This window comes from Streptomyces sp. NBC_00690 (genome assembly GCF_036226685.1).
In the GTDB taxonomy this organism is placed as follows: domain Bacteria; phylum Actinomycetota; class Actinomycetes; order Streptomycetales; family Streptomycetaceae; genus Streptomyces.
Genome location: NZ_CP109009.1, coordinates 1,084,441 through 1,098,794 on the forward strand (window position 1 = coordinate 1,084,441; position 14,354 = coordinate 1,098,794).

Consider the following 14,354-nt stretch of genomic DNA (forward strand, 5'->3'; position numbering starts at 1 on the left):
TCGGGGATCGACAGACGAGAACACCGTCACCGGACCCACTGCACAACGTGAGGCGGGCGTGATCACAACGGCTTCCCCACGGTTCGTCCACGGCATCGCGCCCGGGACAGTGCATGCGCCGACGCGTATCCGGCCGCTCCGATTGGGTCGCCACGGCTTGGGGGCGCACAAGGCCGAAAACGGTACTCCTATCGCGGAAGATTTCCCGTACACCGCAGGCCGTATTCGACTCGGCACATGGGACTAGGACCATCGTCCCGGCCAATCGGGACCGGATTCAGCCCTCCCGCGGTGAACAGTTGGGGCCACGAAGGCTTGAACGCCTCGCTCGACAATCACGCCTGGCCCGAGCCGGGAATCTCCCGGCAGATCGAAGTGGCCCTCCGGAGCGACATCCGAGAAATCCTTCCGAAGATCACCGCACCCACTTCCGTCATCGGTTTCGCACAGGACGAGATGGTTCCCATCGAGGGCTCGCGACAATTGCACGCCGGAATTCCCGGCAGCACCCTGACGGAGATCGAGGGACAAGGCCACATGGACTGGATCGGCAATCCGGACCAGATGATCGAGCTGATACGCAGAATCCTCAACTGAGGGAGAACGAGGCCGAGCGAAGGAAACGGCCGGCGCGAGCCTCGGCAGGTGTACTCCTCGTCAGACGACAACGACATCACCACCCTGGGTTCAGTGCGCTGTGACCGCGGCTCGGACCGCAGGAATGGCCTCGTCGGCGAAGGGTCGCGGGGTTTCGAGGTCGGTTTTCCCTCGCAACCAGCGTCTTGATCCCGTGGGTGCGCGGCGTAGGAGGTAGGCAAATCAGCGGGACTTGGGCGAGGCTTCTCGCCATGACAGAGTTGACCTACACCGCTGCCGATGGAACCCCCTTGTACGCCGTGGCTCGCGGTACCGGCGAAAGCACCGTCGTGCTGCTGCATGGCGGCGGTCCGGACCACCACAGCCTGCTGCCCCTCGCCGAACGACTCCTTGACCGGCATACGGTCGTACTCCCGGACCTGCGCGGATACGGCCGCTCCAGGTGTGCCGACCCGTTGCGCCACACCTGGGACCAGTACACGTCGGACGTCATTGCCCTGCTCGACCATCTGGGCACCGAAAGGGCGGTGGTCGGCGGCACCGGGCTGGGGTCGACGATCACCCTGCGCGCCGCGCTCGCCCACCCGGAACGGGTCCGCGCGGGCATCCTGATCGGTGTCGAGGACATCGAGGACGATGCCGCCAAGGAGGCGGAGACCGCCTTCCTGGATGCCTTCGCCGAACGTGCCTCCACCGAGGGCTTGGAGGCCGCCTGGGCCCCGATCCTGGAAATGTTCCCGCCGATCGTCGGTGCGGCGGTACGAGATGCGATACCCCGGTCCGACCCGGCGAGCATCGCCGCTGCCGCCGCCATCGGCCGCGACCGCTCCTTCCGCGATGTGACGGAGCTACGCGAGGTGCGCTCCCCCGTCCTCGTCATCCCCGGCACGGACGTACGACACCCCACTGCCCTGGCCGAAGAGGTCGCTCGCATGCTCCCGCGCGGCCACCTCGCACCGGTGAGCGTCTCCCAGTCCCTGCACACCACGGAGGACCTCGCCCGGGAAGTGGCCCCGCACGTGCAGGATTTCCTCAGCCGATTCGCTCTCGGGGGGACGGTCTGAGGCTGTCGTTCAGCGCCTGCGGGCAGAATCGGGCTGCCGGGTCTTGTCGTAGCTGGCACAACCGGTACGGCACCGATTCACACCGGCCGAGGTGCCGGTGCCGAGTCGCCCGTGGGACGGGACGCCAGCGATGTGGCCGCCGCGAGCATCGTCGACCGTCCGGCGTTCCCGGCCTCTGGGTCTCTGGGCCGCGGACGGTCGACGACGTAGTGCGAGATCAGCGGACGATACGGCGAATCCCGTCGGTCGGCACGGGCTTCACCGTTGTGATCGCCCGTATCACCAGCGCGCGGCCTTGGCGTGGAAGGTCAGCCCGGGCCATGCCTGGACCGGCTGGGCCGAGTACACGATCCGACCCGCGCACAGATTGCGTTCGGCCAGACCCTCGACGATCTTCGGGATGGCCGCGAGCGTTGCCGGGATACCGTCGTGGAGCAAGACGATGCCGCCGGCCTGCACCGTGAGCGCGTTCGCCACGATGGTCTCGGTGGGAATACCGCTCCAGTCGACCGTGTCGGCCGTCCAGATCACCTCGGTCATCCCAAGTCTCGCCGCGTCCTGTCGAGTTCGGGCATCGGTACTCCCGAACGGCGGCCGGAAGAGCGTCGGCGCACGGCCCGTCTGTTCCCGGACGACGCGGCTGGTGTCACGCAACTCCGCGAACGCGGTGGCTGCGTCGAGTGCCACAAGGTTTGCATGGGTGTACGAGTGGTTGCCGATGCGGTGGCCGTCAGCAGCGATCCGACGAGTTCCGTTCGGGTCGGCAGAGGCCAACGCGCCGGTCACGAACCAGGTGGCCCTGACCCGTCCCGCATCGCGCAACGCCTTCAGATATGCGGGCGTGCTGGCCGTTGGGCCGTCGTCGAACGTGAGTGCCACATAGCCCCCGGAGCAACGGTTCCCGGAGTCGGAAGGTGACTGTGCCTGTGCGGCTCCCGGCGCCAACGCGAACGTCGACATCAGCGTCGCCAGGGCGGCGCCGAGCCATATCCGCGACCTGCCTCGCATTTTCATTCCGATTGTCCTCTCGATCGACGAGTCGTCGTGGACGAGACGGTTCCGGGAAGGCTCGAACGCGGATTCACTCAGTGCGCGCCGTCTCGGGAGTGGTGCTCCGACCCCCGCTTGCCGGTCCATTCCCTGCCCCTTCCACGCGAGGCCGGGTCCTCTCGCACGTCCGTGCGAGCTTCGGCCGGAGCCCATTGAACGCGAGCAGGCGGTGTCGTGGAGTGTTAATCACCGGATTCCGAGCAGCCTTTCGCCGCCATGTCATCTGTTGTGACAACAAACCCGGGCAGGGTTCATCTCCCGCCACAACGGCCGTCACCGAAAAGCGTGTTGCCCCTTCGGTGACGAGCCATCCGGCATGGCGGCGCTCAGTGATCCGTGCTACCCAGCGATCGCACCGACTGAAGCAAATACCGCACGGGTAGAGCCCTTTGACGATCCATCAGAGCTGTCGATCCGGCGTCGCATACTCAGTGGGGCTCATTCCGTAGAAGTCACGGAAGGCACGGGCGAAGCTGCTGGGATCCTCGTAGCCCACTCGTTGGGTCACCGAGACCACCGACGAACCCGCGCGCAGAAGCCGGGCTGCGGCATGCATACGACTTCTGGTGCGCCACTGCCCGAACGTCAATCCGGTCTCCGCGACGAATGCCCGCTCCAGGCTCCGACCGCTGGTTCGCACTTCGAGTGCCCAGTCGAGGATGCGCCGGTCATCACCCGGGTTGAACAGGAGGGCACCCGCCACCGCTGCCGCACCGGGGCTCGTCGGCAGCGGTAGATCGTCGGGAGCCAACACACGGCGTTCAAGGATCGACAACACCTGTCGCTGGATGTTCGCCGACGGTCGGATGATCGTGCTCTGGCTCTGGTGGAGGGCGAGGAAGTAGATCTTCTCATCGTTACGGATGGACACGACCGTGATGTCGGTGAGCACCGTTGCGATCTCGTCCACCGAGATCGAGAGCGGGAACAGTACGGAGTTCGCACGGACCTCCAGTGCGTGCCTGGTCCCCGCTGGCAACCAGATGACCTCCCCTTCGTTGATCTCCACAGCCGTCTCGCCACACTGCACCAGGGTGCTGCCCCTGATCTGCCAGAGGGCCATGTGTTCATCGTCATGGACCCGTTCGGGGATGTCGACGCTCGGGATGTGGAGCGGGAAATCGAGCGAGGAGAGATGCGCGTGCGATCTCGTCTCCCTGCCGCGCGGGGTCATCCGCTCACTCCGGTTGTCATGATCTGCATCGAAGTTGTCGCTTTTCGCACTGGAGACATCACATAGGTAAGGCTAACCATAGTTGGCAGCCCGTGTCGCCCCGTTCATTCGGTCATCGCGCAGGGCTGGCACAGAGCACCACCAACCGGAAGGCCCACGCACGCCATGCACACTCCCCGCCAACGCGTCAGCCGCCTGGTCGGCGCCGTCCTAGCCGGCCTGGCACTGATCACAGCATGTGGGACTTCCGGTGAACCCGCCGCACAGAAGACCTCGGCCGGTGCCTCCGCTTCCCTCCCCGCTGCCGAGGGCACCACGAAGTACCCGCTCACCCTGAAGACGCCGTTCGGCGACACCAAGCTCAACAAGCGCCCGCAGCGCATCGCGATCGTCACCGCCAACACCCTCGACACCGATGCATTGATCGCCCTCGGCGGTACACCGGTGTTCGCGCCCTCGACGGTCGACCGCAACCCCTGGCTCGACGACGCCGACACCGCGGGCATCAACACGCTCTGGGACGCGGAAGCGGGAACCGAGGTGTCCGCCGAGTCGGTGGCTGCCGCCTCCCCCGACCTCATCGTCGCCCTGGCCGCCTACGAGACGTTCGACCAGGCTCGTTTCGACAAGCTCAGTGCCATCGCTCCCGTGCTCTACGCGGCTCAGGGCGAGCTGAGCTGGCAGGAGCTCACCCAGAAGCTGGGCAGCACGCTCGACCTCACGGCCACTGCCGGGAAGGCCGTCGCAGCGGCGGAGAAGCACGTGGCGCAGACGCGCGCCGCCCATCCCGAGTTCAGGGGAAAGACCGCGACGCACGTCATCGTGTACGACGAGAAGTACGGCCCGTACTATGCCAGCGCCCCTGGCTCCGACACCGCACTCCTGCTGCGACAGTTGGGGTTCGCATTGCCGAAGGCCGCCGCGAAGTTCACCAAGGACGGCACCATCAGCGATGAACTCGTCGGGCTGATCGACGCCGATTTCCTGCTGCTCAGCACCTCCGGCAACCCCGGCTACTTCGTCGATGCCCCGCTGGTCAAGGCCGTCCCGGCAGTGGCGGACGGACGCGCGGTCATCAATCCGGAGGACAAGAAGACATCGACCAACCACTTCGCGTGGGGACTGAACGTCCAGAGCGTGCTGAGCGTGCCCTGGCTGATCGAGCAGCTCGCCGAATTCGGTGTGAAGGCGATCCGTTGAACCACATCACGATGCGAGGCCGACCCGGCACGGTCGGCCTCCCGGCCCGTCCCGGAAGGGGACACAACGGCCCGGGTGGGACGGTCGTCCGCGTATGACGATCGTTCGTGAGGTCGCCGGCCACTCGTCCGTCCCCCGCCTCGGTCGGGACATCAGCGCACCGCGTCGCCTCCTCGGGCTGGCGCTGCTGCTGTTCGTACTGACGGCGAGCGTGCTGGCGAGCCTGGCCGTCGGGGCCAACCACGTACCCCTCTCCCAGGTGTGGCAGGGGTTCTGGCACCCGGACAAGTCGGAGGCATCGGTCATCGTCTGGACCCTCAGGGTCCCGCGCACGGTCGTCGGCATCGCCGTGGGTGCGGCGTTGGGGGTGGCGGGCGCCTCGATCCAGGCACTGACCCGCAATCCGCTCGCCGACCCTGGCATCCTCGGGGTCAACGCCGGCGCAGGGTTCGCCGTCACGCTCGGAGTGGGGTTCTTCGGTCTGTCCGGGATCACCGGCTACATCTGGTTCGCGTTCGCGGGGGCGGCGATCGCGACGGTGCTGGTCTACCTCATCGGTTCGGCCACGCGCGGCACGGCCTCACCGGTGACACTCGTACTCGCCGGCGTGGCCCTGGGCGCGGTGCTCAACGGATTCAGCACCTTCCTGACCCTCATCAACCCGGAGACCTTCCGCTCGATCCGCAACTGGGGGCTCGGGTCCGTCGCCCGGACGAGCCTCGATGACACGGTCGTAGTCGCTCCGCTTCTCGCCGTCGGACTGTTGATCGCGGTTGTGGTCTCGGGGTCCTTGAACTCGATCGCCCTCGGCGACGACCTCGCCGTCTCGCTCGGGACGAAGGTGCTGCGTACGAGGATCCTGGGGGTCATCGCTGTGACCCTGCTGGCCGGCGGTGCAACGGCTCTCACCGGTGGGATCGCGTTCATCGGTCTGATGGTGCCGCACATTGTGCGCTGGTTCGTGGGACCCGACCAACGGTGGATCATCGTCTACTCCGCGCTGGCCGGCCCCGTACTGATACTCGCGTCAGACGTGCTCGGGAGGGTGATCGCCCGCCCCGGAGAGATCGAGGTCGGGATCCTGACCGCCGTGATCGGCGCACCCGCGCTGATCGCACTCGTACGACGTCGAAAGGCGAGCGGGTTGTGAAGGGAGACATCTCGGGGGAACCGTCCGGCAGGGTCCGGTCGGCCGATGGAGAGTCGGCCGATGGAGAGTCAACCGGTGTGCAGTTGGCCGGTGCGCACGGCGTGAGGGCAGTCGAATTCGGCTACGCGGTCCGGAGCGTGCGCAGCCGCTGGTTCTCCGTGCGGGTGGACATCCGCCAGGCGACGGTGACTGCGGTCCTGTTCGGCACGGCGCTGGTGCTGTCAGTGGTGGCGATCCGGTTCGGCGACTACACGTTGACAATCGGCGACGTCGTCGCGGCGCTCACCGGGTCCGGCGCGGACTTCCATCGGATGATCGTGGTGCAATGGCGCCTACCGGTGGCCATGGCCGCGATCGTGTTCGGTGCGCTGTTGGGCATCGGCGGTGCGATCTTCCAGTCGCTCACCCGCAACCCCCTGGGCTCGCCGGACGTGATCGGTTTCGACGCGGGTTCCTACACGGCCGTGGTGCTGTCCATCCTGGTCTTCGGCAAGGGCGGCTACTGGTCCGTCGCCGGTGCGGCGATCGTCGGCGGGCTGGGGACGGCCTTCCTCGTGTACATGCTGGCCTACCGGCGCGGTGTGCAGGGGTTTCGCTTGATCATCGTGGGCATCGGTGTATCGGCGATGCTCGGTTCCATCAACGCCTATCTGATCACTCGGGCCGACCTCAGTGATGCGATGACCGTCGGATTCTGGGGCGCGGGGTCCATCACCCGCGTGTCGTGGAGCAGCATGGTTCCCTCGCTGCTCATCGCAGCAGTGATCGTTTTGGCTGCGATGTTCCTGGCGCCTTCGTTGCGGCGGCTGGAGCTCGGCGATGACGCGGCCATCACTCAGGGCACCAGGATCCATCCGGTTCGACTGGCACTGATGGTGGTCGGAGTTGCGACGGCGGCGCTGGTGACCGCCGCGGCGGGGCCGATCGGTTTCATCGCCCTCATCGCCCCGCAACTGGCCCGGCGGTTGACCCGCTCGCCCGGGGTGACCATGCTCCCCGCAGCAGCGATGGGGGCGGTGCTGCTGGCTACGGCGCATTTCCTGGCGCTGCTCGTCGCGGAGTTCTACCGTCCGATCCCAGTGGGGCTGCTCACGGTGTGCCTGGGCGGGCTGTATCTGATCTGGCTGCTGATCCATGAGTCCCGGCGCCAGTACGGCCTACCTCATGGATAACCGAGATGGCCGAGACCACCGGGGCATCCAAGACCACCGAGACAACCGACGAAGAGAACGATCACATGACCCTGATGTCCGATGAGCGACGAACCGATGATCCCGCCACTAAGCCGGCCGCCCCGTCGCGGCTCGTCGTCGATGCGGCGACGATCGGCTACGACCGGGCCGTCATCTCCGAGCGCCTCTCGGTACGGATACCGGACGGGTCGTTCACGGCGATCATCGGCCCCAACGGCTGCGGCAAGTCCACCCTGCTGCGTGCCCTCGCCCGCGTGCTGACGCCGACGGCGGGGCAAGTGCTGTTGGACGGGAAGGCGATCAGCACCTACCGGTCCAAGGAGATCGCCCGCCGGATGGGCTTGCTCCCGCAGACTTCTCTGGCGCCCGACGGAATCCGGGTTGCGGACCTCGTGGCCCGCGGGCGCGCCCCGTATCAGAGTCTGTTCCACCAGTGGCGCCCCGAGGACGAGGAGGCAGTGGCGGCGGCGATGCGCGTGACGCGCGTGACCGAACTGTCCGGACGTCTGGTGGACGAACTGTCGGGCGGTCAGCGGCAGCGGGTGTGGGTGGCGATGCTGCTGGCGCAACAGACGCCCATGGTGCTGCTCGACGAGCCCACCACCTTCTTGGACATCGGCCACCAGTACGAGTTGATGGAGCTGTTCCGTACCTTCCACGACCAGGGCAAGACGATCGTGGCCGTGCTCCACGATCTGAACCAGGCAGCACGGTACGCCGACCACCTCATCGTCATGCGCGACGGTGGCGTCGTCACCACCGGCAGTCCCCAGCAGGTCATCACCGCGGAACTGATCGAGGAGGTCTTCTGTTTGCGTTCCCTCGTCGTTCCCGACCCTGTGACCGGCACCCCGACCGTGGTGCCGTTGGATCCGCGAACGGCACCCGTACGGACGGATGCAACCGAAACAGCAGATGCCGCCAGGGCGCCCGAGGCGCCCGCCCAGCCCGGCACGCCCAAGACGCCCGCCGCGGCGCACGGCCCGGTGCCGTCCGTCGGCGCCCTGGCAGCCGATACCCACCCGGAGAAGTGAGATACCCATGGCACAGAGTCTGAGATCCATCGAGGTCTTCCCCATCACCACCCGTACGCTGGACGTTCTCCGGGTGACGGACGTGACGCCCGGAATGCGTCGGGTCACCCTGGGCGGGCCCGAACTCGCCGCTCACACCGCGGCCAACGGATTCCCGGTAGCGGCATTCCGCTCGGACGGGTTCGACGACGAGTTCAAGCTCATCCTCAAACATCCCGACGCCGAGACCACCGTGGGACCGACGCAGGCGGACGGACTGCTGAACTGGCCGCGCGACGACCCCCACATGCTGTCCCGCACGTACACGGTCCGTCGTTGGGACCCCGTGGCCGGGGAACTGGACGTCGACTTCGTGAAGCACGGTGTCGGTCCCGCATCCAGTTGGGCGTATCGGGTACGGCCGGGCGAGCGGGTGCAGATAGCCGGCCCGAAGTCCTCCTCGCTCCACCCCGATGGGGTGGACTGGACGTTGGTGGCCGGCGATGAAACGGCGCTGCCGGCGATCGGCCGCTGGCTGGAGGAGTGGCCCGCCGGCGCCCGTGGCCAGGTGTTCATCGAGGTCGGTCGGCCCGAGCACCGGCAGGACCTCCCCGTCCCTGACGGGGTGACCCTGACCTGGCTGAGCCGCGACGGCGCCGCACCGGGCACCACGACCCTGTTGTTCGACGCGATCCGGAAGGCCCCCTGGTGGGAGGGGACCGTACTCGCCTGGGTGGCCGGCGAATCACTCACCCTCACCCCGATCAGAAGGTGGCTGAAGAGCGAGAAGGGCCTGACCAGGGAGCAGATCGACGTCACCGGGTACTGGCGCCGCCAGGTCGCGGTCCATGACGGGGACTCCGTACCGTCCAACCTCGATGCGGGCGAGGACGAGGCGAAGCGGTTCCACGAGATCGCGGAGATCATCCCCGGCTTCGCCCTCAGGGTCGCGGCGACGATCGGGCTGGCAGCCGCGTTCGACGATCGACCGCGTACCGTGGCCGAACTCGCCGCAGCGACCGGTGCCGCCCCTGCCGGACTCGGCAAACTGTTGCGCTTCCTCGCCTCCGTCGACATCGCCGAACGACTCGACGACGGCCGCTACCGGCTCACCGGTCTCGGCCGGGAACTGGAGAGCGACCACATCGCCGACGCGTTCCACCTCGATGGGCTGTACGCGCAACGCGAACTCGGCGGCGCCCTGTCGCTGCTGTCCGCCGTGCGCACCGGACGGGGCGACCACAGCCGGTGGTTCGGCGCCGACTACGCCCAGTACATCGCGGACGACCCCGCTCTGCTCACCGCCCGCACCGAACACGAGGCCAGGGAAGCCGTGTACGTGGCCGGTGCCGTCGCCGGCGCCACCGCGTTCGCCGGGCTGGCAACGATCGCAGTCGCAGGGCCGGCGCCCGGCAGTTTCGCCGCCGCCCTCACCAAGACGCACCCCGACCTGCACACCACGATCGTCGCCGCTCCTTCGGAGATCGACGCCCTGCAACGGCTGTACCCGGCGCACGCCCGCATCGGCTACGAGGCGGGCAGTCTCCTCGGGGCCCGTCCCGTACCCGTCGACGCGGTGCTCCTTGCCGATGTGTTGCCCACTCTCACCGATACGGACGCGGCCCATGTGCTGCGCCAGGCAGCGGCCAGTCTGAAGCCCGGCGGCCGGGTGCTGGTCTTCGGTGACGTCCTCAATCCGGAGGTGGCGGATGACCACGACTACGAGGAGGATCTGATCGGCTTCGCCCTGCACGGCGGGGGCGCACGGGACCACGACGAGCACCAGGCGCTGTTCGCCGCGGCGGGTCTGCGGCCCGTGGCGCGCACCACGGTCGGATGGGGCTACACCCTTCACACGCTCGCCCCGCAGGGCTGACCCGGATGCGCGTACCGGAACCAACGGTGGACGAAAGGCGCTGGGGTCTCTTCGAAGCCGGCTCGGCTCCCCGGGAGCCCCGGCTGCGTATCGATCCCGCCTGGTCATCGGCTCGGTTGAGCAGGGCGATCATCCGCTCCTCATGGGCATGGGTGTTTCCCGGAGCGCTGCTCCTGGTGGTCTTCAACATCGCGACCATGCTGTTGCCGGTCGTCATCGGGCAGTTCGTCGACACGGTGATCACGCCCGCAGCGGCAGGAGCGGGTTTCGGTTCGATCCGCTCGGCACTGGCAGGCTGGCTCGCCGCCCTGGTGGGGCTCTACGTCGTGATCAACCTCGGCTACCGCTTCGGCGGACGGCTGGGCTGGTTCGGGGTTCAGCGGGCACAGTTCGAGCTGTCCCAGAGCGTGCTCGGGCGCATCCTCGACGAACGCGGCACAGCCGGGGCCGCACGAGCTCCGGGCGGGCTGTTGTCGCTGGCCACCGCCGATGTGCACCGTGCCTGCCTCGTCCTCTACGTCACCGTGTACCCGCCCGGCGAGATCGTCGGGCTGATGGTCGCGGCCGGCATCCTGTTCTGGGTGCACCCCGCCCTGGGCATCGGGGTGGTCATCGCACTGCCCTTGGTACTGCTGCTCATGCATCTGGTCGCCCGGCCGCTGCGTAGAAGGAGCGGTGCCGAGCAGGCCGGTCTGGCCGATGCCGCATCGGCAGCGGCCGACCTGGTGGCGGGATACCGGGTGATCCGGGGTCTGCACGCCCAGCATTCGGCAGCGGACCGCTACCGGAGTGTGAGCCGTGGGGCGCTGCGGGCCACCTTGTCGGCGCGCGCTGCGCAGGCCGGCTTCGACGGTGTGAGTACGGCCACCGCACACGTCTTTGCCGCAGTGGTGGTGCTCGCCGCCGCCGTACCGGCCTTCACCGGGCAGATCACACCGGGGCAGTTGGTCACGGTCGCCGGGGTCGCGGTCACGTGGATCGGGCCGCTCGACAGTCTGGTGGGCACACTCGGATCGTTCTGGGCAGTCTCGCAAGCCTCCGCCAGCCGCGTTCTCGACCTGGTCGCCCTGCCTCCGCACCCCGCCGCATCGGGGACGGCTGTGCCCGCCGACACCGGCGAACGCGCCCTGGTGTTCGAGCAACTCGACCTGGAGGACGGTGTCGTACTCAACGCAGTCGTCCTCGCTGGTGGGTTCGTCGTGCTCGATCTGCCCCAGTCCGCGCAGGCGGCCCTGGCCGATCTGCTCACCCTGAAGGCGATGCCATCGGCCGGACGCATCGAACACTTCGACCGGGCCGTGCACGAACACCGATCCGCGCTGCTCCGCGAGCGCGTGTTGGTCTCCCCTCGTACGCCGGGCATCCTGTCCGGGACGGTGCTGGACAACGTCCGTGCCACCGGAGTCACAACGACTCCAGTCGACACGGCACGGACCGCGCTCGGCGTTGCGGGGATGGGCGCGGCCGAACTTCCCGACGGGTACGAGACCGTGGTCGGCGACGGCGGGCGGGAGCTATCGGGTGGGCAACGCCAGCGGATCGCCCTGGCCCGGGCCGTCGCCGCCGACCCCGAGGTGTTGGTGTTGGTCGAGCCGACCACTGCGGTGGATGCCGTGACCGAGCAGCACATCGCCACCGGGCTGCGGCAACACCGGGCCGGGCGGACCACGCTGGTCCTCACGGCCTCCGCGGCTTTCCATGCCGTGGCCGACCCGGTCGCCGTGATCCACGAGGAAACGAGGGTCGATGTCTGAGCCGGTGAAGGTCCCAGGGGCCGAGGGCCGGTTGCTGCCGGTCGCAACGGCCCGGCAGGTGGCCACGCATCTATGGACCATGGTGCACGGCCGGCGGCGCGCCCTGGCGGGTGTGCTCGTCCTGTTCCTGGCCGAGGCGGCGATGTCCCTCGTCTTCCCGCTGGTCGTCGGCCGACTGTTGGACACCGTGATCGCCGCGGACGGGTCGGGCGTACCCGGGTCGTTCTGGTGGCAGGTCACCTTGCTGATCGGTGCGGCGATCGCCACAGGAGTGCTGGCCTGGATCGCCGCGGGGGCGCTGGCCCGGTTCGCGGAGACGGTGATCGCAGAACTGCGCGAGGCGTATGTCACCGCTGCCCTGGGCCTGCCGCGCCGTGTGGTGGAGACCGCCGGGGCGGGGGATGTGGTCACCCGCGCCGCCGATGACATCGCACAGGTCTCCGACGCCCTGCCGGAGGTGGTGCCCCGCTTGTGCGTGTCGGGGTTCACGATCGCGCTCGTCGCCACCGGCCTGGGCACGCTCGACCCCCGGTATCTGCTGGGATTCGCCCTGACCGTGTTGCCGTACGTCTGCACCGTGCGGTGGTATCTGCGTACGGCCCCGGAGGTGTACGCCGCCGAGCGCGCGGCGCAGTCCGGGCGCGGGCAACACATCCTGGGGACGCTCACCGAACTGCCGACCGTGACGGCCCATCGCCTTGAGGAACGTCAACTGGGGCACATCCGGGATGCGACCTGGGGGGCCGTCCGGTGGGCCATGCGGACCCGGATCGTGCAGAACAGGCTGTTCGGACGGCTCAATCTGACCGAGGCGATCGGGCTGGTCTCCGTGCTGGGCATCGGTGTGTGGCTCGCCCTCACCGGCGATGCGACCCCCGGCCAGGTGACCGCCGCCGCACTGCTGTTCCTGCGCACGGTCGACCCGATCTCCTCGCTGCTGTTCGTCATGGACGACGCACAGTCCGCCCTCGCCGCACTCGGGCGGATCATCGGCGTCATCCGTCGGCCCGATCCCGAAGCCGACGCGGAGCAGATGCCAGCAGTAGCGGCAAGCGGACCTGCCGACGAGACACCCGTGGCCGACGCTCCCATCAGTGCGGTCGGTGCGGTCAACGTGATGGAGGCGGCAGAGGTTCACTTCGCCTATCGCCCCCAGAGGCCCGTCCTGTCCGGGGTCAGCTTTCACATCGCTCGCGGAGAGACCGTCGCCCTGGTCGGCGCGACGGGGTCCGGCAAGTCGACCCTCGCCTCGCTCATCGCGGGCGTCCACGGACCGGGGGCGGGCAGGATCGACCGAGGCGTACCGAGGACGAGCATCATGACCGTGACCCAGGAGACCCATGTCTTCGCGGGCACCCTCCGCGACAACCTCACCCTCACCGCTCGCGAGACCGACGACGAGCAGCTCCTGCACGCACTCGCCGTGGTCGGTGCATCGTCCCTGGTGTCCTCGCTGCCCCACGGGCTGGACACGCCGGTCGGTCATGGCGGGCACCCTCTGACCGCGGCACAAGCCCAACTGGGCGCGCTGGCCCGGTTGGTGCTTGCCGACCCCCAGTTGGTGATCTTGGACGAGGCGACCGCTGATGCCGGCACCGCGGATGCCGTCCTCCTGGACCGGGCCGCGGCTGCCGCAGTCCAGGGGCGGGCGGCCTTGGTGATCGCCCACCGGCTCTCCCAGGCCGCAGCCGCGGACCGCATTCTGGTGCTCGATGCCGGACGGGTCGTGGAGAGGGGCACCCATGAAGAACTCATCGCCGCGGATGGCCCGTATGCGCGGCTCTGGCGGGCGTGGAACGCGGGAGCGACCGCCATGTCAACGTCCCTGGAAGGAGAGGCGGTTCAGAGGATCTCACCGGTGCAGGAGTCATGCCCGCCACAGGCGTAGCAGGTGTATCTCATACATCCGGTACACAGACCGATGTTCTCCAACCGGTAGGTATCGCCGCACCTCTGACAGTTGGCCCGTTCGCGCAGCATGGCATTCCAGCCGTCCGTGCCGCCGATGTTGTGGAACGCGGCAGCGGCGTACTCGGCCCAGGTGATGTCGTGGTCCGTCCAGTGCATCAGGTGCCAGGAGTACACGGCGAAGAACGCCTTCCCGGTCACCAGTCGATGGCCGTCACGGCCGTCGCTGATCCACGCGTCGACGAGGTTCCTGATCCGTTCCTCGAAGGGCAGCGCCCAGTCGAGGGCCATGTGGTTGCTCTTCACCATGGCAGTATGCGGGGCCGCACACCGACGAGGGGTTGGATCTCCGCCAGGGCCCGACCGGGTCGGCGC

12 protein-coding genes are annotated in these 14,354 nt (G+C 68.2%); 9 read left to right on the top strand and 3 right to left on the bottom strand.

Features of this window, described 5'->3' with window-relative positions; translation table 11 throughout:
- The first annotated feature begins 291 nt into the window (after nucleotides 1-291).
- A complete protein-coding gene (locus tag OID54_RS04735; protein WP_329014360.1) occupies nucleotides 292-597 on the top strand; it encodes an alpha/beta fold hydrolase in 306 nt (101 codons plus the stop codon).
- A gap of 251 nt (nucleotides 598-848) precedes the next feature.
- The gene (locus OID54_RS04740; protein WP_329014363.1) at nucleotides 849-1,661 is read left to right on the top strand and encodes an alpha/beta fold hydrolase; all 813 of its coding nucleotides are present in this window, start codon (nucleotides 849-851) and stop codon (nucleotides 1,659-1,661) included.
- Nucleotides 1,662-1,940: 279 nt separating this feature from the next.
- Here the strand turns inward: OID54_RS04740 and OID54_RS04745 are convergent, their stop codons facing one another.
- Together OID54_RS04745 and OID54_RS04750 are read right to left on the bottom strand one after the other, a co-directional pair.
- Nucleotides 1,941-2,675 (bottom strand): polysaccharide deacetylase family protein, encoded by a 735-nt coding sequence (locus OID54_RS04745; RefSeq protein ID WP_329014365.1) that lies wholly within the window; start codon nucleotides 2,673-2,675, stop codon nucleotides 1,941-1,943.
- 436 nt (nucleotides 2,676-3,111) lie between these two features.
- Nucleotides 3,112-3,885, bottom strand: a complete 774-nt coding sequence (locus OID54_RS04750) for a helix-turn-helix transcriptional regulator (RefSeq protein WP_329014368.1) — start codon at nucleotides 3,883-3,885, stop codon at nucleotides 3,112-3,114.
- Between the two features lie 165 nt (nucleotides 3,886-4,050).
- Between OID54_RS04750 and OID54_RS04755 the strand changes: the two genes are divergently transcribed.
- The 7 genes from OID54_RS04755 (at nucleotide 4,051) to OID54_RS04785 (ending at nucleotide 13,959) form a co-directional block, all read left to right on the top strand.
- Entirely contained in the window at nucleotides 4,051-5,085 is a 1,035-nt protein-coding gene (locus OID54_RS04755) for an ABC transporter substrate-binding protein (protein ID WP_329014370.1), read from the top strand.
- A 94-nt stretch (nucleotides 5,086-5,179) separates the two neighbouring features.
- Complete coding sequence (locus tag OID54_RS04760) at nucleotides 5,180-6,235, top strand: FecCD family ABC transporter permease (protein WP_329014372.1); 1,056 nt, start codon at nucleotides 5,180-5,182, stop codon at nucleotides 6,233-6,235.
- 101 nt (nucleotides 6,236-6,336) lie between these two features.
- The gene (locus OID54_RS04765; protein WP_329014375.1) at nucleotides 6,337-7,407 is read left to right on the top strand and encodes a FecCD family ABC transporter permease; all 1,071 of its coding nucleotides are present in this window, start codon (nucleotides 6,337-6,339) and stop codon (nucleotides 7,405-7,407) included.
- A 74-nt stretch (nucleotides 7,408-7,481) separates the two neighbouring features.
- A complete protein-coding gene (locus tag OID54_RS04770; RefSeq protein WP_329027262.1) occupies nucleotides 7,482-8,462 on the top strand; it encodes an ABC transporter ATP-binding protein in 981 nt (326 codons plus the stop codon).
- Between the two features lie 7 nt (nucleotides 8,463-8,469).
- Nucleotides 8,470-10,317 (top strand): siderophore-interacting protein, encoded by a 1,848-nt coding sequence (locus OID54_RS04775; protein ID WP_329014376.1) that lies wholly within the window; start codon nucleotides 8,470-8,472, stop codon nucleotides 10,315-10,317.
- Between the two features lie 26 nt (nucleotides 10,318-10,343).
- On the top strand, nucleotides 10,344-12,071 hold the full coding sequence (locus OID54_RS04780) for an ABC transporter ATP-binding protein (protein WP_329014378.1): 1,728 nt from the start codon (nucleotides 10,344-10,346) through the stop codon (nucleotides 12,069-12,071).
- Entirely contained in the window at nucleotides 12,064-13,959 is a 1,896-nt protein-coding gene (locus tag OID54_RS04785; RefSeq protein WP_329014381.1) for an ABC transporter ATP-binding protein, read from the top strand. Before OID54_RS04780 ends, OID54_RS04785 begins: the two co-directional genes overlap by 8 nt.
- Here OID54_RS04785 and OID54_RS04790 read toward each other — a convergent pair.
- Nucleotides 13,914-14,288 carry a hypothetical protein gene (locus OID54_RS04790; protein WP_329014385.1) on the bottom strand — a complete coding sequence of 125 codons (375 nt, stop codon included), beginning with the start codon at nucleotides 14,286-14,288 and terminating at the stop codon, nucleotides 13,914-13,916. The two genes, OID54_RS04785 and OID54_RS04790, sit on opposite strands and share 46 nt — an antisense overlap.
- Between the last annotated feature and the right edge of the window lie 66 nt (nucleotides 14,289-14,354).

Bases quoted from the DNA above. Each gene is read 5' to 3' on its own strand.
- OID54_RS04740 (WP_329014363.1), top strand. From the start codon at position 849: ATGACAGAGTTGACCTACACCGCTGCCGATGGAACCCCCTTGTACGCC.
- OID54_RS04745 (WP_329014365.1), bottom strand. From the start codon at position 2,675: ATGAAAATGCGAGGCAGGTCGCGGATATGGCTCGGCGCCGCCCTGGCG.
- OID54_RS04750 (WP_329014368.1), bottom strand. From the start codon at position 3,885: ATGACCCCGCGCGGCAGGGAGACGAGATCGCACGCGCATCTCTCCTCG.
- OID54_RS04755 (WP_329014370.1), top strand. From the start codon at position 4,051: ATGCACACTCCCCGCCAACGCGTCAGCCGCCTGGTCGGCGCCGTCCTA.
- OID54_RS04760 (WP_329014372.1), top strand. From the start codon at position 5,180: ATGACGATCGTTCGTGAGGTCGCCGGCCACTCGTCCGTCCCCCGCCTC.
- OID54_RS04770 (WP_329027262.1), top strand. From the start codon at position 7,482: ATGTCCGATGAGCGACGAACCGATGATCCCGCCACTAAGCCGGCCGCC.
- OID54_RS04775 (WP_329014376.1), top strand. From the start codon at position 8,470: ATGGCACAGAGTCTGAGATCCATCGAGGTCTTCCCCATCACCACCCGT.
- OID54_RS04785 (WP_329014381.1), top strand. From the start codon at position 12,064: ATGTCTGAGCCGGTGAAGGTCCCAGGGGCCGAGGGCCGGTTGCTGCCG.
- OID54_RS04790 (WP_329014385.1), bottom strand. From the start codon at position 14,288: ATGGTGAAGAGCAACCACATGGCCCTCGACTGGGCGCTGCCCTTCGAG.